This is a genomic window from Pseudogemmobacter sp. TB195, from assembly GCF_058313095.1.
This window is the reverse complement of record NZ_JBZEGG010000034.1, coordinates 12,920-33,602: the sequence shown is the minus strand read 5'-3', so window position 1 is coordinate 33,602 and position 20,683 is coordinate 12,920. Positions and strand designations below refer to the sequence as shown.

Below are 20,683 nucleotides of genomic sequence, written 5' to 3'. Positions count from 1 at the left end.
CATGACCACCGCCGAGGCGATTACGCGGCTGCGCTACCGGCTTTTTCCCGACCATCTGGTCGGGGAAGTGCTCGCCAAGCGCTGGATCGACAACGCCATCCCCTTCACCACCATGGTCCTGGCGATCACGGTTTTTGCGACCCTGAATCCGGCGTTTCTCAGCGCCAGCGGTCTGATCGACCTTGGTCAGCAGGGGTCGGAATTCGGACTGCTCGTGATTGCGCTGGCAATTGTCATGCTGTCGGGCGGCATCGACCTTTCGGTTGGTGCCATCTATGGGCTTGCCATTCTGGCGACCCTGACCTGCCTGAACGTCCTGGGCTGGAGTTTTCCGGCAACGCTCTTCTCAGTGATCGGCCTGGGCGCGATCTGCGGGGCGATCAACGGATATCTGATCGGCTATCTGCGGTTAAGGGCGTTCCTGACCACGCTGGTGATGCTGATCATCTATCGCTCGGTCTTTGAACTGTTCTGGCCAATGGTCTCGACACAGATCGTCACCGGATCCAGTGACTCCGTGATCTGGGACTTTCTCAGCTATGAGCGGATTTTGGGTCTGCCGCCTGCGATCTGGATTTTCGCGTTCATAGCGGTCGTTTTGCACATAATGCTCTCGAGGATGCGTCCGGGCTGGCATATCCTCGCGGTCGGCGGCCAACGCCGTTCGGCTTACAATGCCGGGATCAATGTGCGCCGGACGCTCTTTCTGACCTATGTGCTTTCGGGCGTGCTTTGCGCTGTCGCGGCAATCCTGTTTTCTGCCCGGATTGGCAGTGCAGGGTCAGATACCGGTGTCGGAATTGAGATCGCTGCGCTGACGGCAGTGGTTCTGGGTGGCAATTCTCTGGGCGGGGGGCGCGGTTCGGTTCCCAAAGCACTGATGGGGGTCGTCATCTTCCTGGTTCTGTCGAACAGCATGATCCAGATGGCGGTTCCCGGCCCGACTGCGGCTCTGATCCTTGGTGTCGTTCTTATCCTTGCCGTCTTTGTGGATGTGCACTGGCTGAAGCATCGCGACAAGTTGCTGAACAAGCTCTATGTCTCGCCAACTTTCTGCAAGCTGCCCCCCGTTCCCGAGACCGATGAGGGCAGTGACAGTGTCTGGGCGGTGAACAACCGCCTGCATGATGTAGAACTGATCGGCCTCGGCGAGATCGAAGGCCCGGAGGATCCGCTGATCGACCGGGAAGGCAATGTCTATGCCGGCAATCGCCAGGGCGAGGTCATTAAGTTCAACGCTCCCGATCATAAGACCTGGGAGGTCTATGCCCATATTGGCGGCCATCCCCTTGGTATGCAGTTTGACCGCGCGGGTAACCTGGTCTGCTGTGTCTCTGGCATGGGCCTGTACATGATCACACCAGGGCGCGAGGTCGTCAAACTGACCGATGAGACCAACCGTTCGCGTTTTTCCATCGTCGATGACACAAGAATGCGACTGGCCGACGACCTGGATATCGCGGCAGATGGCCGTATCTTCTTTTCTGAGGCCACCATCCGCTACAACCATGTCGACTGGCCGCTCGATTCCCTTGAGATGCGTGGGAACGGGCGACTGATCTGCTATGATCCCCGTACGAAAACCACCCGCACCGTCCTGAAAAACCTGATGTTCCCGAACGGGGTCTGCGTGATGCCCGACCAGGAATCGCTGCTTTTCGCCGAGACCTGGGCCTGCCGTATCTCGCGGTACTGGTTCGACGGGCCAAAGAAAGGCCGGGTCGAACGCGTACTGGAAAATCTGCCGGGTCTGCCCGACAATATCAACCGCGCCTCTGACGGGCACTACTGGACGACGCTGGTCGGAATGCGTTCGCCCGCCTGGGATCTGGCCGCAACCATGCCGGGTTTCCGGCGCCGTATGACCCGTCGGATGGGGCCATCCAACTGGATGATGCCGAATATCAATGTCGGCTGTGCCGTGAAAATCACCGCCGATGGCCGCGTGCTTGATGTGCTTTGGGACAAAGTGGGTACCAATCATCCGATGGTCTGCTCGGTCAAAGAACATAAGGGCTATCTCTATCTTGGCGGTATCTCGAACAACCGTATCGGGAAATGGAAGATCCCGGGCGCTGACCCCGACTGGAGCGGACCGGCAGATTACTGGGGGACTACACCATGATCGGTTTTGCCAGAGAGCGTTTCAACGCTCTGTTGGGACGTGGGGAATATGCTGTGACCATTCCCGTAATGGATGGCCCGTTCCTGCCCAATCAGCTGTTAGAGGAAGGCGAACAGGTTTTCGAAGCACCTGGTCTCGACAATCTTAGCTCTGACGGCGGCAGGGTCTGGTTTTCGACCGGAATGGCAGTGTTCAGCGTGCCCGAGGCGGATCTCGGGGCGTCACCTCAGGCTGAATACGCCGGCCCTGCGCCGATCTCGGCTCTGGCGCTGCGAGAGGGGGTTCTTGCGATCGGGCTGGACGGTCAGGGGTTGCTGATCAGAGGTGGCGCGCATGATGGGCGCCGGGTCAACAGCCTTGAGGGCGGTCACGCGCTGAATTGCATCACGGCGATACTGTTTCTGTCCGCCGATGAAGTGCTGGTCGCGAATGGCTCGGCCAGCAATCCTGCGGCACGATGGAAATTCGACATGGTTGGATTGGGGCGCTCTGGCTCGGTATGGCGAATTGACCTCAGAACCGGCTCGGGGAGACTGCTTGGCGATGGGCTGGCATTCCCCTACGGGCTGGCTTTGGCCCCTGACGGGGGGGTCTATGTGTCGGAAAGCTGGAAATATCAGATCTCCCGGCTGTCCTGCGAGGGGAAGGGCGGGCCCGAGCTTGTGGCAGGCAATCTGCCCGGCTACCCCGCGCGGATCATTCCGGTCGGAGCGCAGGGCTATTTGCTCAGCTTTCTGTCCGCTCGTAATCAGCTTTATGAATTCGTTCTGCGCGAGCGTGCTTATTGCCGCCGCATGATGGCCGAAATCCACGAAGACTACTGGATGGCCCCGGCACTCAAAAGCAATCTGTCCTTCAAGGAACAAATCCAGGGCGACTCCGTGAAAATGATGGGGGTGCTCAAACCCTGGGCACCACCCCGGTCTTACGGACTGGTGGCCCTTTGCGACGCTGCGATGCAGCCGATGCTGAGCTGGCATAGTCGCGCCGATGGCGAGGCGCATGGCACGGTTTCCCTTGTGTCACACGGCACCGGTTTTCTTGTCGGGGCGAAGGGCAGGGGGCGCGCGGTAAAGGTGGAATTCGCACATCCCGAACTCGAGGAGGCCTGACATGGCGGCAATTCTGGAACTGAGGGGCGCGACCAAGGAGTTTCGCGGTGTGGCGGCGATCAGCAATGTTGATTTCACCCTCGAAGAGGGTGAGGTCCATGCGATCCTGGGCGAAAACGGCGCAGGTAAGTCAACGCTCACCAAGGCGCTGGCCGGGGTGCATCGCCTGACACGCGGGCAGATATTGCTTGATGGAAAACCGCTGGCGCTGAACAGCCCTGCGGAATCTCTGCGCAGCGGTATCGCGATGGTGTTTCAGGAGACGAACCTGGTCGGTGGTATGACCGTCGCGCAAAACATCTATCTTGGGAGCGAAAAGGTCTTCAACCGCCTGCGCGGGCTTTATATCGAGGCGCAGCAATTCCTGAACAGCATGAACTTCGAGGTTGATCCTGAAGCATTGGTCAGCTCTCTTGGTGCCGCCCGAAAACAGCTCGTTGAAATTGCCCGTGCCACCCATCACAAGGCCCGGATCATCATATTTGACGAGCCGACCGCCACCCTTACGCCCGAAGAGAAACATCATTTCTTTGGTCTGATCGGCAGGCTGAAAAAGCGCGGCGTCTCGATCATCTTTATCAGTCACGCCCTGGAAGAGGCGCTTTCACTTTCTGACCGTATCACCATCCTGCGCGACGGTGAGAAGGTGCTGACAGCGCCGACACGGGATCTGGACCGCGACAAGATCATTCAGGCCATGGTTGGGCGATCATTGTCCGGCGAGCTCTACGGGGCGCGAAAGGGGGTCGAGTTGCCGATCAGACCGCGCGGTCGCAAGGTCCTTAGCGTTGACAATGTCTCGATGGGCAAGATCGTCCGGAATACTTCATTCTCAATCTATGGTGGCCAGATCACCGGTATGTTTGGCCTCGTCGGGGCGGGGCGGACCGAAACCATGAAGATCGTGGCGGGGGTGCTGAAACGCGATCTTTTCCACGGTGGCGAAATCCGGCTGAATGACCGCTCGGTGCGCTACCGCGTCCCGCGCAGGGCCATCAGCGACGGCATTGTCTACATCACCGAGGATCGGAAGATCGAGGGTTTCTTCGAGACGATGTCCATCGCGCAGAACATCCATATGGGCGCGCTGGCAACACGGATGAACCCGGTCTCCCTGGTTTCAATGGCCGAAGCGCAGAAGGTTGCCAGGCAGTGGATCGGCGATCTGAATGTCAAGGCGATCAACCCTTCGGCCAGAGTGATCGAGTTGTCGGGGGGCAATCAGCAGAAGGTGGTCATCGCAAAAGCGCTGATCCAAAAGCCGAAACTGGTGATCTTTGACGAGCCGACGCGGGGCGTGGATGTGGGGGCCATCGTCGAGATCCACAATCTGATCAACAGGCTGGCAGACTCGGGGATCGCGGTCATCGTGATTTCTTCCTATCTCCCCGAAATCCTTTCCCTTTCTGACCGTATCCTCGTGGCGCGGGCAGGCAAGATTGTCGAGGAAATGACCGCCCATACCGCGAGTGAAAAACGCATCATGTATGCGGCTGTCCACTGAAACAGACCCGCAGGGCGCAGTTGAGGCTGTGAACCCCAGTGGCGGGCCGGAGGAGCGAACCGCGATGACGCGATTGGAAATTGACTACGACGATCGGGTGCTGCCTTTGCAGCTCACCCGGATGGCGGAAAAAACGCCGGACGCGACTTTTCTTATGTTTCCCGATGGGAACCATACATTCGGAAGTTTTGAGGCTGCTACAAGGCAGACGGCGGCAACGCTGGCCCGGCTTGGCCTGACCCAGGGCGGTAAGCTTGGTATTCTGGCGAAGAATTCCTTCGGCTTCGTTCTGGCCTGGTTTGCGGCAGCGCGGCTCGGCGCGATCTATGTGCCGGTTAACACCGCCTATATGGGCGAAATTCTTGCCTATCAGCTGGCCAGCACCGGCGTGAGCCATCTTGTCATTGATGACGAATACCTGCCCCGACTTTCGGAAATCGTCGATCAGGTGCCCGGATTGCGTCATATCGTACTTACTCGGGCCACCAATGTGCCTGCAGATCTGGCCATGCGCTTCAACTTCGTGACACTGGCCGATCTTCTCACCGGAGAAGCCCATTTTGCGGGCCCAAACCTGAGGTTCTCCGACCCGGTGGCGATTTCGTTCACCTCGGGCACTACCGGACCTTCAAAAGGCGTGCTGTCGAGCCACGCGCATCTGGTAAATTATGCGCTGGACTGGAGCGCATTGATGCAGTTGCAACCGGGCGAGACGATCTATACGCCGCTGCCGCTTTTCCATGCGATCGGTGCCTGGATGGGCGTGTTGCCCTCGCTGCTTTTCGGGAACAGCGTTTTTGTCGCACCGCGCTTTTCCGCCTCGGCCTATTGGGATGAGGTGCGCGCGGCCAATGCCGCCATCGCGCATGGCATCTTTTCGATGGTGCCAATCCTTCTGAAGCAGCCGTCACGGCCCGACGACGCGAGCCAGCCCGCCCGTGCCTTCTACAATGGCAATATGAACCCGGAATTCGAAGCCCGCTTCGGGTGCCAGATCATCGAAGCTTACGGGGCAACCGAAACAGGAATCGTCGCGGGAACCCCGTTTGGAGCGCCTCGGCTGGGAACCTCATGCGGGCGTGTGAACAGCGAGACATTTGAGGTGCAGGTCGTGGATCAGGACGACCGGCCACTGCCGACAGGGACGGCAGGCGAGTTGCTGGTCCGGCCGCGTAAGCCTTCCGCTATGCTGAGCGAATACCACAACAAACCTGAAGCCACGGTAAAGGCCTGGCGCAATCTGTGGTTCCACACGGGCGATACCTGTCGGCTGGATGCCGGGGGAAACCTCTGGTTCATTGACCGCATGACCGACTCGATCCGACGGCGGGGTGAGAATATCTCATCTTTCGAGCTGGAATATGCGATCAACCGCCACCCGGCGGTGCTGGAAAGCGCGGCTGTGCCTGTGGTCTCTGACATGGGCGAGGACGATGTGAAAATTGTGCTTTGCCTTGTTCCTGGCGAAAGCCTTGACCCGGGTGATTTCTGGGAGTTCTGCATCTTGAGGCTGCCACGGTTCTGGGTGCCGTCCTATCTCGAGATCCGCGAGAATATGCCGCGGACCGCCAATCAGAAGGTCCAGAAGAATCGTATGCGTGGCATTGGAACCGATTGCGATACTTGGCAGCGCGACTGGAAATCTGGCGCGATTACGTTGATCAACGCGCGGATCGCTGAGTCCTGACGCGGGCTGCAAGGGCACCACTGCCAGGAGATATCAAACAAACCAATGTTTTATCTTAAGTTGCAATGCCGTGGCTCTGCGAATCCAAGTCACTACAGAATATAAGCTATATATAAGCTATAAAGCTCAGATCTGTTGACCTGGGACAAAAAACAAACTATCGTTTGGTTTATAAGGCGCCACGAACCAAAATGAGGTGCCAGACCGGGAGGAATGAAATGACAAAAATCGAGACAGCGCGGGGTCTGACCCGCCGCGCCTTTGTGAATCGTTCTGTGGTTGCGGCCGCCACCGCTGCGCTCACTACGCCCTTTTATGCCCGGCACGCTTCGGCCAATTCCGGTGTCGTGCATATCGGCGCATCACTGCCACTGACGGGAACCTATGAGAAAGTCTCGCGGATCTGCCGCGATGGCTATGAATTCTTTCTGAAGGTGAATCAGGGCCGGATGAACGTGGCGGGTGAGATGCGTGAGATCAAACTCACCATCTATGACGATGAGAATAACGCCTCACGCGCGGCACAGCTGACGGAGAAACTGGTCAGCGACGATAATGTTGATCTTGTTCTGGGAACCTATGGCACCGATACGATCCTGGCCCAGGGTTCAATCTTGCAGAAATACAACCGCGTCCTGCTGCAATCGGGCGCGGCGTCGCGGCGGGTCGATGATGAGATCGGCGGAAAAACCGCCTTCACCTGTATCAACCGGACCAGCACATACGGGCTTGGCGCAATGAGCTTTTTCAGTGGCCTTGCCGATGGGCCGAAAACGCTCGCCATCGTCACAATGGATGATCCCGTCTATCACGAAATCGCCCAAGGCGTGAAGGATAAGGCCGCCGAACTGGGGATCGCGCTTGTCGAAGAGATTGTTCTGCCGATGAACGCGCAGGATTTGCGGGCCGCAGCTTTGCGGCTGAAAGGCGCGGGTGATCTTGGGATCGTCTACAATACCGGCTGGGATACCATCTGTATCAAGCTCGCACAGGAGATGTCGGCGCTCGGCGTGAATCCGGGTGCCTTTGTCGGGGGGCACCTTGCGACCAATCCCGCTGTTCGCGAGGCGCTCGGACCCAGGATGCAGGGTGTGATCGGAACCTCGGTCTGGCTGCCGGAGTTTCCTTACAAGGATGAAACCTTTGCCTCCGGGCGGGCCTTTGCCGCCCGTTTCGCAGAGGAATATGGGTACGACCCCACCTATCACGTCGCCTATACCTATATCCTGCCGTGGATCTATCAGGAGGTGTTGAAAGACGCTGATCCGGCTGATCCTTTCAACCAGGATTTCCTGCGTGATGGTCTTGCCTCGCTTAACCGCGAGAACACCATCTGGGGGCCGGTCTCCTTTGACGAGGTCGGGCGCATCAGGCGCGATCTGGCACCCGCTGTCCAGTTCCTTGGTGAGGACCTGCAATACAGTATCATCGCGCCCTCTGAGATGGCGCAATCGGCGGGGGTCTATCCAAAACCCGCCTGGTAACCCGGGCAACCGTTCAGATCTGTCTGCCGGGGAGGAGGACCCATATGACATATAAGCTGGCGCAAGCCATAGTCTCCCGCCGTTCCCTGATCGGAGCGGCGGGCGCGGCGGCGGCATCTCTCGCGCTGCCGCCGGGGCAGGGCCATGCACAGGGATCGACCGTGCATTTCGGTGCATCGCTGCCCCTGACCGGTACCTATGAAAAAGTCGCCCGGATCTACCGCGACGCCTGGCATTTCTGGGAGAAGACGGTCGGAGGGGCTATTTCTGTCGGCGGCCGTGAGATGGGTGTCAAATGGACCATCTACGATGACGAGAACAATGCCTCTCGCACCGCGCAGCTGACAGAAAAGCTGATCAGCGATGATCGGGTGGATTGTATCGTCGGCGCCTATGGTACCGATACCGTTCTGGCACAGGGGGCCATCGCCAGCCGCTATGGGCGCGTTCTGGTACAGGCCGGCGCGGCCTCGGTCAGGGTCGATGAAGAGATCGGAGGCCATACCGCCTTTACTTTGGTCGGAAATGCCCGTAATTATTACAAGTCCTCGATTGACTACCTTGCCGGGTTGTCGCCTGCGCCAAAGACGCTTGGTCTTCTGGTGATGGATGATCCTGTCTATCACGAACACGCTGCCGGTCTCAAAGAGCGTTGCGAGGCGGCGGGGATCGAGATCGTTGTGGAAGTCGTCCTGCCAATGAATGCCCAGGATTTCCGGCCTGCCGCGCTGAGGTTCAAATCGGCGGGCGATCTGGATATTATCGCCACTCCGGCCTGGGATGTCGTTTGCATCAAACTGGTGCAGGAACTCGCCACCCTGGGGGTGCAGCCAAAGGCATTTATCGGCGGGCACCTGACCACGAATGCTGTGGTGCGGGAAACTCTCGGTCCCATGCTGACGGATGTAATCGGGGCCACTCTCTGGACTCCGCAGCTCGCCTATAGTGATCCGCATTTCGCCTCGCCCCAAGCCTTCTACCAGGCTTTTGAGGCAGAATACGGCTATGCGCCCGGCTATCACGCAGCAATGGCCTATGCGCTTCCGCTGCTCTACGAGCTGGTGCTCAGGGATGCCGATCCGGCCGATCCGTTCAATCAGGAGGCGATCCGGCAATCGCTGCTCGCGATCGACGCAGAGACAGTCTGGGGGCCCGTCACCTTCAACGAAAAGGGTCGTATCCAGCGCGAGGTGATGCCGGTGATCCAATGGCAGGGTACGGGGCCCGCCCCATTCGTTGTCTATCCGGCAGAGCTGGCGCAGGCGCAGGGCGTCTATCCCAAGGCCGCGTTCTGAACAGCCCCGCACACTGCTCCGGGAGCGGACGCTCTGGATCTGACAATACCGAAAGGACTATTCCCCGATGGAAGATGTGATCATCTATGGGCTTTTACGCGGCGGCATCTATGCGCTGGCGGCCTTTGGCTTCAGCCTGGTGCTGGGCGTGATCGGTATCGTGAACTTTGCCCATGGCGCGCTGGTCGTCTTCGGAGGTTTGCTGACCCATTACCTTGCGACCCGCTTTGGCCTGCATTTCGTTCTGGCGCTGAGCCTTGGTGCACTTGGCACCGGGGTGCTGGCAGCCATCACCCAGCGTTTGTTTATCGCCAGAACTTTTCAGCTGGAGCCGTTGATGGTCCTCGTCCAGACCTTCGGCATCGCGACGGTGATCACCGAACTGGGGATACATTACTGGGGCTCCGAAGAGCGGATGTTGCGCATCGATATCGGGCTGCCGCCGGGGTTCTTCCTGGGCAAGACTTTCATTCCCTCCTTCGATCTGGTGATCTTCGTGATCAGCCTGCTGTCTGCCGCCGCACTCTATTTCCTGCTGCAAAAGACCGGGTTCGGTCGCGCCGTCCGGGCCTGCCGGGATGAGCGCCAGTCGGCACAGCTGAACGGCATCAACCTCGCGGCAACTTTCGAGAAAACCATGTTCGTCTCGGGGGTCTGGGCCGGGCTTGCGGGCGGTATGTTCATCACCCTCTCGCCGCTCGCCCCTTACATGGACTTTCACTGGACGGTGGATTCTTTCCTTGTGATCGTCATCGGGGGTCTTGGCTCAATGGCCGGCGCTCTGGTAGGCGGGCTGATCTTTGGCGTTCTGTCATTCGCGGCGGCCTTCTTCACTCCGACCATCGCCCCCGCCGTTACTTTCTCGGTTCTTCTCCTGTTCCTGTTGTTCCGGCCGCAAGGCCTGTTTGGAACCGGCCACGCTACAAGGAAGTGATCCCATGCTCGAAAAAATAGGAAAACTTGCCTGGTCGCTGCGACAGAGCAGGCTTGCCGTCCAGATCGCGGTACTTGTTCTTAGCGCTGCCACCGCCGCTCTGCTGCCTCTCTTTGTGAACGATTACTGGATTCGGGTCGCAGTTTTTATTCTGATCAATATCGGCCTCGCTTCGGCCTGGAATGTGATCGGTGGCTTTGCCGGCTATGCGAGCTTTGGTCATGGAGTGTTCTTTGGGATCGGTGCCTTTGCGGGCGCTATTGGCATCGTTCGCTTTGGCCTGCCTTTACCTGTTGTCATGCTGCTGGGGGGTATGGTCTCGGGCGTGATCGCGCTGTTTTTTACGCCGATCTTCAAGCAGCGGGGGCTATACTTTGCGCTGTCGACCCTGGCGGTGATGCTGATTTTCGAGAACATCCTGCAGCGCTGGACCTTCACGAGAGGTCTGAACGAATATGACGTCGGCTGGAGCGTGCATCTTGATTACAGCCTGCTGACCTATTTCTATATCTTTCTGATTACTGTCAGCCTCTTGGTTGCCTCGGTCATGTGGCTGGCAAAATCCAGGATTGGATTTGCGCTCCACGCACTTCGCAAAGACGAAACGCTTGCCGAGTCGATGGGCATCCGGATACTCAAGTACAAAGTCATCGCCTTTGTCTTCAGCGCGGCCTGGCCTGGTGTGCTGGGAGCAGCCTTTGCACCCTTCCTGAGTTTTGTCTCGGTGCAAAGCGTGCTCGACATGAAATTCACCCTGAACATGATCCTGGCAACGGTGTTCGGCGGAGCCGGAACCGTGATCGGACCGATTATCGGGGCGATTGGTCTCAGCGTAATTGATCAGTTCACCTGGGGTAATTTTCTTGAATATCACCGGCTGATCTACGGAGCACTGATCGTCGCGATCATCACCTTTGCTCCCGGCGGTCTTATGAGCATTTTCTGGTCGGTTACCCGGCGCAGCAAATCCGCGCCGATCCCCCCGAACACGGAGAAATGACCATGGCGAGTGCTTCCCCTTTGCTTGAGGTGCGTCAGGTCTCGCGGCGTTTCGGCGGCGTGATCGCGCTGAAGGACGTGTCTTTCACCATTGGCCGCAATGAGGTTGTCGGCCTGATCGGCCCCAATGGTGCAGGCAAGACCACCTTGTTCAATCTTATTTCAGGGATATTTCCGCCCTCCGGGGGCGAGATCATTCTGGATGGTCATTCGATCACCTCGGCCAGGCCTGACCGGATCTGTGAGCTGGGGGCCGTCCGGACCTTTCAGGCGGCCTCGCTGCTGTCGGGCATGACGGTCTGGGAGAATGTCCATGTTGCGAGCCTGTTTCGCGGCCAGAGTGCCAGGCCAGGTGTCAGTGCCGAAGAGGGCACCCGCCAGGCTCTGGAGCTTTGCGGCCTGCAGCACCTGAAGGATGAATTTGCAGACTCCCTGACCATCGGTGACCAGAAAAGGGTCGAAATCGCGCGGGCTGTCGCCTCTGATCCGCGTCTCATGATGACTGATGAAATCCTTGCGGGTCTTAATCCTGCGGATGGCGAGCTGATCCTTGCGATTTTGCGCAAAGTGCGCGAGCGCGGCATCAGTATCATTTTTGTCGAACATGATGTCCGATCGGTCATGGCGCTGTCTGACAGGGTGATCGTGATCGCTCAGGGCGAAAAACTGGCGGAGGGCGCCCCAAATGAGGTTGCCCGCTCACCCGAGGTTATTCGGGTCTATCTGGGGGGGCGCTATGCTCAGAATATCTAATTTCACCGGAGGCTATAAAAAAGGCGCGCCCATTGTGTCGGACATCACGCTGGATCTGGGCAAGACGCCGGTGACAAGTATTGTCGGCTCGAACGGTGCCGGCAAGACGACCTTGCTGCGCGGGCTTTGCGGTTTGCTGGAATGGCACAGCGGCGAGGTTACGCTTGATGGCCAGCGGATCGACCAGCAACCTGCCCATGAAATCGCCCGTCGCGGCGTGCGGATGGTCCCCAGCGGGCGTGGTACCCTGCCTTCCATGAGCGTGCTGGAGAACCTTCAGGTCGGGGGCTACAGGCTGCCGCGTTCTGTCGTGGCCGACCGGATCGAGCGCGAATTCGCGCGCTTTCCCCGGCTGCGTGAAAGAAGCAGCCAGACTGCCGGCCTGCTGTCGGGAGGTGAGCAGCAGATGCTGGCGATTGGTCGTGCTATGATCAGTGATCCCCGGGTGCTGATCCTTGATGAACCATCGCAAGGGCTTGCCCCGATCATCGTTGACCAGATTTTCGAGCTGATCCCCGCCATGGCGGGCGAGAGGATGCAGATCCTGATGGTCGAACAGGATGTCGGACGCGGCCTTGAGGTTAGCGAACAGGTGTTCGTTATCGAAAAGGGAATGGTCACAATGGGCGGGCCCAGCAAGGAACTCGCCCAGGATCCGAGGATCCGCGAGTCCTTTCTCGGGATCGCCTGAAGCTGACGAAACGACCGCAGTCCCGGTCATGATCCAACGCCCGCCGACTATGTCCGGTGGGCGTTTTTTTGGCACTCCTCCAGAAACTCGGACTGCCAGGTCGTCCCGGCACCGGGAAGCCGGGCAATGATACAACAAGCGAAAGCCCGCCCCGGCGCCATCGGCTCCGGGGCGGGCGCTTGTCCTGCCTGGCGATCAATGCACGGCCGCAAACATGATCTTTTCCTCGCTGGCATCCTCGCCCGAGAATTCCTCCACGACGCGACCACCGCGGGACACGAGGATACGGTCAGACAGTTTCAGCACTTCGGGCAGGTAGGAAGAGATCACAACCACGCCCAGCCCCTGGTCTGCAAGTTCGCGGATCAGCGCATGAATATCCGCAATCGCGCCGACATCAACGCCGCGCGTCGGTTCGTCGAAGATGATCAGCTTCGGCTTTTTCGCCAGCGCAGCGGCAATTACCACCTTCTGCTGATTGCCGCCCGACAGCTCGATCACCTTCGCCTCGGCTGCGTTCAGCGCCCGGACCTTCAGCTTGCCGATCCAGTGGTTCGCCAGCCGCCGCATATCAGCCAGTTTGACCACCGTTCCTGCCTGGGGCTCGGCGGCGAGCTCGTTGACATAGAGGTTTTCTGCAATCGACATATGCTCAAAGAACCCCTCCAGCTTTCGGTCCTCGGTGACATAGACAATCCCGTCGCGCACCCCGGGCCGGGGTATCGCGTAGCGGATCTTGCGCCCGAAGAAGCTGACCTCGCCCCCAAAGAAGAAATTACGCTTATAGGCCCCGGCGATGATCTTCGCCGTCTCGCTGCGGCCCGAGCCGATCAGGCCGAAGATGCCGGTGATCTGCCCGCCATAGACGGAAAACGAGGTGTTGCGCACAAAGCGCCCCATGGAGATGTTTTGCACCGAGAGCATCCGCTCACCCGGCTTGCGGCTGATGCGGGGGCCATCATCGAAACCCTCGCTGATCTCACGCCCCACCATCGCGGTGACGATCGAATGGCGATTAAAGGCAGAGGTCTGATCGCTGATGATCACCTGGCCATCGCGCAGAATGGTGATGCGGTCAGAAATTTCCAGCGCTTCTTCCAACGCGTGCGAAATAAAAATGATCGACACGCCCCGAGCTTGCAGCCGGCGGATCAAAGCAAAGAAATGTTTCTTTTCCTCGGGGGTCAGTGTGGCCGTAGGTTCATCAAAGATGATGATCTTTGCCTGCTTAAGCACGGCGCGGGCGATTTCAACCATTTGCTTTTTGGCCGCGCCCAGGGTTGAAACCTGCGCCCAAGGATCCACGTCGAAATTCAGCGACTGCATGAATTGTTGCGCCTGAATATAGAGACCGCGCAACCGGTTGAACGCCCTTTCATCGCCGAGATAGAGATTCTGCGCGACGGTCATCGTCGGCACGAGATTGGTTTCTTGGAACACCATGGCGATACCGCATTCCAGCGCGTCGCCTGGAGATGCGAATTTCACCTCCCGCCCAAAGACCGACAACCGGCCCGCGCTCTGGCCGGTCACCCCGCTGATGACCTTGGTCAGGGTAGACTTGCCCGCGCCGTTTTCTCCAAGCAGCGCGTGAATTTCACCGCGCCGCAATGTCCAGTCAACATTACGGATCGCCGGCACGCCGTGATATTCCTTGGTGATCTGCGAAAGCTCGACAATCGTTTCGCCTGCGAGGCTGCCTGGCTCAGTCATGGTTGATTTCCCCGGCTACGGGTGAAGACAAGACCTCGTCGCCGCCGCGCGAGGTACAGATGATGCGGCCAGACTGTTGCAGGCAGCTGGTAATACCGTGCCGTCGCCCGCCGGCGCGGCTGTGTAAACTGCTGATAAAACGGAAATCGGGGTCGGTGGTGATGACCAAGCCGTATGATTTGGTCGGAGCCCAGGGCTTCAGAACGCCAAGATGCCTGATCTGCCCGCCCTGCAATGGCTCGCGGAAGTCAAAGCCGCTGCTCAAGGCGGGTGCCATCCAGTACTCTTCGGGGATTTCGGCCATCATGCGCTTCTTATAGGCCGGTTCACGGAGGACGAATTCGACCATCTGCCGCCTTGGAGCGAAAGCGGCCAAAAGATAGCCATTGCCGGTTTTATGGATGCGCGAAACATAGGCTGGCAGGTCCTGGATGATATCCTGCGGAGTATCTTTGCCAAGCGCCAGCAGTCGGTGCTTCCAGCTTTCAGCTACCACGACCTTGCCATGGCGATCTGTCGTGAGCCCGGCTGGCCAGGCCAGGCGATCCGCCAGTTGTTCGAACTGTCCGGAAGCCAGATCGAGACGCCAGACAGACCCCTGCGCATTGCGCTCCATCAGGTCGCGTTTCCAACGGGCCGGCGCGTGGACCTGGCTGCCCAAAGCGATAAACAGATGGTCCGGCCCGTCGAACATCAGCGCCGTCGGGCACAGAAGGGGCCGGTCACCGGTGTTTCCGAACCGCTTCCCGTCATGGTGGCCCCCGCGGATGATGACGCCGTTCTTTTCCAGACCGATGGCCAGTGCCGCGCCGCCGTCGCTGGCCATTGAGGCAATATCGGCCTCCAGTCGGAAAAGCGTCTTCGCGGCCCCGTCGGCTATGCCGCACACTGCGTCGCCGGTGGTGAACAGGACTTGCCCGCCCGCCTCTCCGCTGTGCAACACCAGATTGTCGGGGGCCGTGACCCTTGTCAGGCTTTCGGCCTGGTCAAGTGCTGCATTGGGTTTCAGCATCCCATCCAGCGAAGGGATGGTGACGGCATGTGTCCCGGCGCCCCGGATGCGATCCATCAGCCGTGTAAACATCACGCCCCCTCCCAGTAGGATTTCACCCCGGTCCACGCAGGATCGGCGCCGGGTATCGGGATCCGCCCGATCCGATTGTTGAAGATGCCCGTGATATAGAGATGACCCTGATGTTCGCGCATCGAGGTGATCATCGGGTGATATTCGCCTGTGCTGTCCCAAAGCGAATGCAACACGTCACCCTTTTCGTTGATTTTCAGAACGGTGCCGGTGTTGAGATTGGGGTAGATCCATTCGTCAAAAGCGACACGCTGCGCCATGCGTCGCCGGAAATCCGGCATCTCCAGCGCCAGATCCAGTGCCTGGGTCCGCATCCCCATCAAGGCGAGCCAATAGGTCCCGTCTGAGGCGCGGTTGATGTTGTCGGGGTAGCCGGGAAGGTTGTCGACCACCATTTCGACCTTCCCCGTCTTCGGGCCGGCGATCCACAGACGGCGCACCCGGCAAGCCCAGGTTTCGGCGAACAAGAGTGACTGGCCGTCATGGGTTACGCAGATCCCGTTCGGGAATATCAGGTTTTTTACCATTGTTCGGGTCAGCCCGGTCGCCGGATCGTAGCACAGGATTCGCCCGTTGCCTCGCATCTCAAGCGAGTCCGAGGCCCATTCGAAAATGTCGAAACGCACGGTGGCTTCGCTGTAATAGACTTTGCCGTCAGGTGCTATGTCGAGGTCATCGGCAAAGCGGATCCGACTGTCATCGCGGATCGACAGCAGGCTGCGATTGGTCTGGTCGGACAGCTTGAGCACGCTGCGATCCTGATCGACGGCGTAGAGCCCCATCCCCGAGACGCAGACATGGATCCGGTCATTGCGGTCAACCGCAAAGCCAAGCGTTGCGCCGCCAATATGCGCAAAATGTTCAGCCTTGTCGAAATGCGGCGGCGAAAGGCGCAGCACATCCCCATGGCGGCTGCCGGTATACATGTAGCCCTTGCTGTCAAAGACCACATCCTCGGCGCCATCCACCTTGTCCAGCATCAGCGCCTCGGCCGAGGCCAGGCGGTCGTTGATCGCATAGACACTTGCCGTGCCCTGCCGCGTTTCCGGGATGGTCTCGGCCTTGTAATAGGTCGGTGAAATATAGATCCGCGACAGGATTTTCTCGCGATTCTTGACCCATCGCACGTCGATCACCACCGCAAGCAACAGCACGATGCCCATCACCAGATTGGTGCCGCCGCTGCGCAGGCCAAGCGTAATGATCGAATTCGTGATGATCAGAACGATCAGGGTGCCGATGATGGCTTTTGAAACCGATCCGCGCCCTCCGCCGAGGCTGTTGCCGCCCAGCACCGCCGCCGTCAGCGCCAGGATCTCAAGTCCGTTCCCGACATCCGGCCCGGCATTGGTGAGTCTCGCGGCATAGAGGGACGCGGCCGCGCCACAGCAAAGGCCCGAGATGATATAGCTCTGGCAGACGGTCCAGCGCACATTGATGCCCGCATTATGTGCCGAACGGCGCGAGCCGCCGACCGCCTGCATATGCCAGCCGGGCCTCATCCGTGTCAGCAGGATATGGGCAAAGACCGCGACGATCATCAGCACGATGAAACTGACCGGCAGCCCGAGAACCTCTCCTTCTCCGATAAAGGCCCAGAGCTGCCAGTTCTCGGGCTCGCGGATCACTTCGCTGCCGTAATCCATGACAAGGTTCTGCAAAAGCGCACGCCCGATGATCAGCGTTACCAGAGTGGTCAGGAAGGCGCGCAGCCGCAGATATCCGATCAGTACTCCGTTGAAGAGCCCTATTAGCCCGCCAACGGCAATCGCGCCGGCGATGCCCAGCGGGATCGGCAGCCCGAGGCCCTGGATCAGCGCGAGGGCGGTGAAATTGCACAGACCGAAAATTGCGCCAACGCTGAGATCAATGCCGCCGCAGAGGATAACAATTGCCAGTCCCAGCACCACCAGCCCGGTCTCGCCCAGCTGTCGGGCGGTGTCCGAGATGGCATAGGGATCGAAAAGCCCCGGAACAAAGGTCGAAAAAACGGCGAGTATCAACAGCAGGATCGTCACCGGGATCGCAGTGTCGATCCATGGTTTTGAAAGTGCCTCTCCCAGCTGGTGATCGGGCACGTATTTATAGCGCAATTTCTTGATAGTTGTGGCCAGCGACATGTTTTCAGCCTCTCAGAGGGACACAGGGAGGATTCCGGCAGATGGCAGTCGTTACCGGAGCGCACCCTCTCCGGGGCACGCTCCGGTCCGAATCCGCCCAGGGAGCATTGGACGGAGCCGTTTCAGCCGCCGTTCGCGCGGATGTCCTCGACCGTCCAGCATGAATCCGGCCGCAGGTTCTCTTTGGTGATGATCTTGTTGCGGGAATAGATGACGGTATTGATGGATCCCGCCCCGAATTCATTCTGCAGCAGGAATTTTGTGACTGTGTTCAGGTCGCGAGCCTGCATGGCGGTATCCATGCTGACATAGAAGTCATAGGAGCCGTCGCTGACCAGCTTGCAGGCGCCGGATTCACCGCCGCCCTCGGTCGCGAGCAGGACTTTGCCTTTCAGGCCGGCGCTGGCGATGGCGGCTGCGGCACCGGTGGCCTGACCATCCCATGCGTCGATGATCGCGCAGAGGTCCGGATGCTGTTTCAACACGGTGGCTGCGATGGCGTTCGATTTGCTCGGGTCCCAGTCGGCTGCCTGGGTGGCGACGATTTCGATCTCTGATCCGGCAAAGGCGTCATTGATTCCGGCAATCTGATTGATGCTGGCCGGTGCAGTTGCAAGGCCGGTAATGACCGCGACCTTGTTGCTGCGCCCGTCGCGTCCACAGGCGGCTGCAACCAGCTCCCCGTTTTGCTTTCCGATCGAATAGAAATCGGTGCCGACAAAGACATCAGGCAGGGCCGATGTCATCTGGTTTATCTCGATCACCTGGATACCTTCGTCCTGTGCCTTTTTTACCATGCGTGACAGCGAGGTAACATCGGGCGGCTGGATCACGATGAGATCGGGTTTCTCGCGGATGGCACTTTGCATCGCCTGAACAAAGTTGTCGGTGTTCCAGTTCGGATCGCGGATGACGATCTCGTACCCCAGGCGTTCGGCTTCGTGTTGCAGCCCGCCGCCCCAAGCCTGGGCGATGTCATAGCTCATGGCAATCGGGATGTAATAGACCCGCTTGCCTGCGAGTGCAGCGTAGGATTCCGCGCTGATGCCGTCGTCCGGCCGTTCGGCAAGCGCCGTGCCGGCTGTGCCTGCGCAGGTCGCCGTTGCCAGAACGGTGGCCAGAATGGTTTTCCAGTTTGACACGAAGTCCTCCCCTCCTTGGTGTTGAGATGCCGCCACCCCCTCCCCGGGGTGAGTCGGGATCCGTCAGATATCGCCTTGTTTTTCGGTTTGCTCGTCGCGCGGGTTGATCCGGGAATCGATGATGATCGCAATCAAAAGGGTGATGCCTTTGATGATGCTTTGCGTCGCATAGGGCACGTCGAGCAGCGTCAGGCCATTGAGCAGGATGCCGATCAGGATCGTCCCCACGACCACATTGCGAATGCCGCCTTTGCCACCCGAGAGGCCGATACCTCCGATCACGACGACAAGGATAACGTCATAGACCATGGTCGAACTGATGATGCGGGTGCTCATGCTCGAAACCGATGCTATGGTCATCAGCCCCGCCAGAAAGGCGATCAGCGATGAAAGCACGTATTGGAAAACGGTAACCAGGCGGACCGAAATGCCGGCCAGCCGCGCAGCGGCGGGATTGTCGCCCAGAGCGTAAATGAAGCGCCCCTGCCGTGTGAATTTCAGGAAAACGTAAAAGAGTGCGGCAATGAGGGCCGCAACATAGATGATGACGGGAATGCCTAAAATCGTCGCCGATCCGGCCCAGTTGAAGGCAATTGCGCCCTCGGGCAGATAGTTCACATCCTGCTCGATCAGGAAGAACTGCCCAAATCCATAGACCGCCACCCCCCCGGCGAGGGTGGTAAAGATCGCCGGCACTTCGGCATAGGCGACCAGATAGCCCTGCAACAGCCCCACGGCGAGCGCAATTCCCAGGCCCGCCGCCATCGCGAGGACCGGGCTCACTCCCTTGTTGTAAAGGACAAGGAAAAAGGCTGTTGAGATGACCATCGTCGCGACAAGGGCAAGATCAATGCCCCGGCCGATCACGACCACCGCCATGGCGAGGGCGAGCACGCCAAGTATGGCCACATTCTTCAGCAGGAACAACAGATTCCCGACAGAGAGGAAGCCGCTCGCCGAGATTGAGAAGACTACGAACAGCAGTGCGGCCGTTCCGATCACGATTCTCTCCTGCGTGAATCGAAGGGCCCTTTTTGTGCCCGCTCCCTCCGTCATAGCCGCCCTCCTATCAACCAATCAGTTGTTTGGTAATACCGGTTTCTTATCCTGTCAATCTATTTGGCATCGTGCCGCATCGGGTTGCAATTCCGCCGGGCACCCTGCGGTACAAGCCGTGTAGAGTGCACGCATTCGCGGCTCCAATGGCTGGAAGTTTTGCAGAACGCAGGCCCGGCAGAATGCCGGGCCTTTGGTCGGGATTTGTCCTTTACCAGCCCTGCTCAACCGGCAGAACGAACAGTTCCGCAACATTGACATGCGCCGGGGCCTGGGCCGCAAAGACGATGGTGTCACCGATATCCCCGCCTTGCAGGAAGGTCATCTGACCGGAGAGCGCTTCCATCTGCTGGCGATAGCCGGGGTCAGTGATCTGTTCGAAAAGCTCGGATTCGACCGCGCCGGGCTGGATGCAGGTCACGCGGATATTGTGCTTTTGCCCCACTTCCATCCGAAGCCCGTCCGAAAAGGCCGCTACCGCATGTTTGGTGGCGCAATAGACCGACAGGCCCTTGAACACCTTGCGCCCCGCAATAGACGAGATGTTGAACACATGGCCCGAGCGTTGCCGGATCATCTGCGGCAGTGCTGCGGCGGTGGTGTTCAAGAGCCCCTTGATGTTCACATCCACCATGCGGCTCCATTCATCCGTTTTGAACTGATCAATATCGGACAGCGGCATCAGCCCGGCATTGTTCACGAGGATGTCCAGCGCGCCAAAGGTGTTGACCAAACCCGCGATGCCGGTCTCGACCGAAGCGGGGTCGGTGACATCCATGCCGATCACGATGGCCTCACCGCCATTGGCCTCAATCTCCTTCCGGACGGCCTCCAGCCTGTTAACCCGTCGCGCGGCAAGGCCGACCCTTGCGCCGGCAGCGGCCAGCTTGATCGCGGTGGCCGCACCGATGCCGCTTGATGCGCCGGTCACCAGCGCCGTTTTTCCGTTTAGATTTGCCATTGTCTTCTTTCCTGAGGCAGCAA

At 59.1% G+C, this 20,683-nt stretch carries 16 protein-coding genes; 10 read left to right on the top strand and 6 right to left on the bottom strand.

The annotated features are described in order from the left end of the window. The first annotated feature begins 1 nt into the window (after window position 1). From AC4FS3_RS25480 to AC4FS3_RS25435, 10 genes are all read left to right on the top strand, one after another. Window positions 2-2,125, top strand: a complete 2,124-nt coding sequence (locus AC4FS3_RS25480; protein WP_491022829.1) for an ABC transporter permease — start codon at window positions 2-4, stop codon at window positions 2,123-2,125. A 53-nt stretch (window positions 2,126-2,178) separates the two neighbouring features. Next, on the top strand, window positions 2,179-3,237 hold the full coding sequence (locus AC4FS3_RS25475; RefSeq protein ID WP_491022828.1) for an SMP-30/gluconolactonase/LRE family protein: 1,059 nt from the start codon (window positions 2,179-2,181) through the stop codon (window positions 3,235-3,237). A 1-nt stretch (window position 3,238) separates the two neighbouring features. Then, complete coding sequence (locus tag AC4FS3_RS25470; RefSeq protein ID WP_491022827.1) at window positions 3,239-4,741, top strand: sugar ABC transporter ATP-binding protein; 1,503 nt, start codon at window positions 3,239-3,241, stop codon at window positions 4,739-4,741. Window positions 4,742-4,805: 64 nt separating this feature from the next. Beyond that, entirely contained in the window at window positions 4,806-6,428 is a 1,623-nt protein-coding gene (locus tag AC4FS3_RS25465) for an AMP-binding protein (protein ID WP_491022826.1), read from the top strand. A gap of 218 nt (window positions 6,429-6,646) precedes the next feature. Continuing rightward, the gene (locus tag AC4FS3_RS25460; protein ID WP_491022825.1) at window positions 6,647-7,912 is read left to right on the top strand and encodes an amino acid ABC transporter substrate-binding protein; all 1,266 of its coding nucleotides are present in this window, start codon (window positions 6,647-6,649) and stop codon (window positions 7,910-7,912) included. A gap of 44 nt (window positions 7,913-7,956) precedes the next feature. Continuing rightward, complete coding sequence (locus tag AC4FS3_RS25455) at window positions 7,957-9,207, top strand: amino acid ABC transporter substrate-binding protein (protein WP_491022824.1); 1,251 nt, start codon at window positions 7,957-7,959, stop codon at window positions 9,205-9,207. Window positions 9,208-9,274: 67 nt separating this feature from the next. Further along, complete coding sequence (locus tag AC4FS3_RS25450) at window positions 9,275-10,141, top strand: branched-chain amino acid ABC transporter permease (RefSeq protein WP_491022823.1); 867 nt, start codon at window positions 9,275-9,277, stop codon at window positions 10,139-10,141. A 4-nt stretch (window positions 10,142-10,145) separates the two neighbouring features. After that, on the top strand, window positions 10,146-11,141 hold the full coding sequence (locus AC4FS3_RS25445; protein WP_491022822.1) for a branched-chain amino acid ABC transporter permease: 996 nt from the start codon (window positions 10,146-10,148) through the stop codon (window positions 11,139-11,141). A gap of 2 nt (window positions 11,142-11,143) precedes the next feature. Further along, window positions 11,144-11,893 (top strand): ABC transporter ATP-binding protein, encoded by a 750-nt coding sequence (locus tag AC4FS3_RS25440; protein ID WP_491022821.1) that lies wholly within the window; start codon window positions 11,144-11,146, stop codon window positions 11,891-11,893. Continuing rightward, window positions 11,877-12,584, top strand: coding sequence for an ABC transporter ATP-binding protein (locus tag AC4FS3_RS25435; protein WP_491022820.1), 708 nt, complete (start codon window positions 11,877-11,879; stop codon window positions 12,582-12,584). Before AC4FS3_RS25440 ends, AC4FS3_RS25435 begins: the two co-directional genes overlap by 17 nt. A 195-nt stretch (window positions 12,585-12,779) precedes the next feature. Here AC4FS3_RS25435 and AC4FS3_RS25430 read toward each other — a convergent pair whose 3' ends face one another. The 6 genes from AC4FS3_RS25430 to AC4FS3_RS25405 all read right to left on the bottom strand — a co-directional run bounded on the left by AC4FS3_RS25430 (window position 12,780) and on the right by AC4FS3_RS25405 (window position 20,660). Next, on the bottom strand, window positions 12,780-14,297 hold the full coding sequence (locus tag AC4FS3_RS25430) for a sugar ABC transporter ATP-binding protein (RefSeq protein WP_491022819.1): 1,518 nt from the start codon (window positions 14,295-14,297) through the stop codon (window positions 12,780-12,782). After that, window positions 14,290-15,381, bottom strand: coding sequence for a hypothetical protein (locus AC4FS3_RS25425; RefSeq protein ID WP_491022818.1), 1,092 nt, complete (start codon window positions 15,379-15,381; stop codon window positions 14,290-14,292). Before AC4FS3_RS25425 ends, AC4FS3_RS25430 begins: the two co-directional genes overlap by 8 nt. Continuing rightward, window positions 15,381-17,501: an ABC transporter permease gene (locus AC4FS3_RS25420; RefSeq protein ID WP_491022817.1), complete on the bottom strand. Its 2,121-nt coding sequence runs from the start codon at window positions 17,499-17,501 to the stop codon at window positions 15,381-15,383. The genes AC4FS3_RS25425 and AC4FS3_RS25420 overlap by 1 nt, the downstream gene beginning before the upstream one ends. Window positions 17,502-17,623: 122 nt before the next feature. Next, entirely contained in the window at window positions 17,624-18,643 is a 1,020-nt protein-coding gene (locus AC4FS3_RS25415) for a sugar ABC transporter substrate-binding protein (RefSeq protein WP_491022816.1), read from the bottom strand. 63 nt (window positions 18,644-18,706) lie between these two features. Continuing rightward, window positions 18,707-19,645, bottom strand: a complete 939-nt coding sequence (locus AC4FS3_RS25410; RefSeq protein ID WP_491022815.1) for an ABC transporter permease — start codon at window positions 19,643-19,645, stop codon at window positions 18,707-18,709. Between the two features lie 265 nt (window positions 19,646-19,910). After that, window positions 19,911-20,660, bottom strand: coding sequence for an SDR family oxidoreductase (locus AC4FS3_RS25405; RefSeq protein WP_491022814.1), 750 nt, complete (start codon window positions 20,658-20,660; stop codon window positions 19,911-19,913). Window positions 20,661-20,683: the final 23 nt, after the last annotated feature.

What these genes read in the sequence shown, in the direction of transcription:
- AC4FS3_RS25420 (WP_491022817.1), bottom strand. Translation starts at nt 17,501, where the DNA reads ATGTCGCTGGCCACAACTATCAAGAAATTGCGCTATAAATACGTGCCC.
- AC4FS3_RS25455 (WP_491022824.1), top strand. Translation starts at nt 7,957, where the DNA reads ATGACATATAAGCTGGCGCAAGCCATAGTCTCCCGCCGTTCCCTGATC.
- AC4FS3_RS25460 (WP_491022825.1), top strand. Translation starts at nt 6,647, where the DNA reads ATGACAAAAATCGAGACAGCGCGGGGTCTGACCCGCCGCGCCTTTGTG.
- AC4FS3_RS25425 (WP_491022818.1), bottom strand. Translation starts at nt 15,381, where the DNA reads ATGTTTACACGGCTGATGGATCGCATCCGGGGCGCCGGGACACATGCC.
- AC4FS3_RS25480 (WP_491022829.1), top strand. Translation starts at nt 2, where the DNA reads ATGACCACCGCCGAGGCGATTACGCGGCTGCGCTACCGGCTTTTTCCC.
- AC4FS3_RS25440 (WP_491022821.1), top strand. Translation starts at nt 11,144, where the DNA reads ATGGCGAGTGCTTCCCCTTTGCTTGAGGTGCGTCAGGTCTCGCGGCGT.
- AC4FS3_RS25445 (WP_491022822.1), top strand. Translation starts at nt 10,146, where the DNA reads ATGCTCGAAAAAATAGGAAAACTTGCCTGGTCGCTGCGACAGAGCAGG.
- AC4FS3_RS25405 (WP_491022814.1), bottom strand. Translation starts at nt 20,660, where the DNA reads ATGGCAAATCTAAACGGAAAAACGGCGCTGGTGACCGGCGCATCAAGC.
- AC4FS3_RS25470 (WP_491022827.1), top strand. Translation starts at nt 3,239, where the DNA reads ATGGCGGCAATTCTGGAACTGAGGGGCGCGACCAAGGAGTTTCGCGGT.
- AC4FS3_RS25435 (WP_491022820.1), top strand. Translation starts at nt 11,877, where the DNA reads ATGCTCAGAATATCTAATTTCACCGGAGGCTATAAAAAAGGCGCGCCC.
- AC4FS3_RS25450 (WP_491022823.1), top strand. Translation starts at nt 9,275, where the DNA reads ATGGAAGATGTGATCATCTATGGGCTTTTACGCGGCGGCATCTATGCG.
- AC4FS3_RS25465 (WP_491022826.1), top strand. Translation starts at nt 4,806, where the DNA reads ATGACGCGATTGGAAATTGACTACGACGATCGGGTGCTGCCTTTGCAG.
- AC4FS3_RS25430 (WP_491022819.1), bottom strand. Translation starts at nt 14,297, where the DNA reads ATGACTGAGCCAGGCAGCCTCGCAGGCGAAACGATTGTCGAGCTTTCG.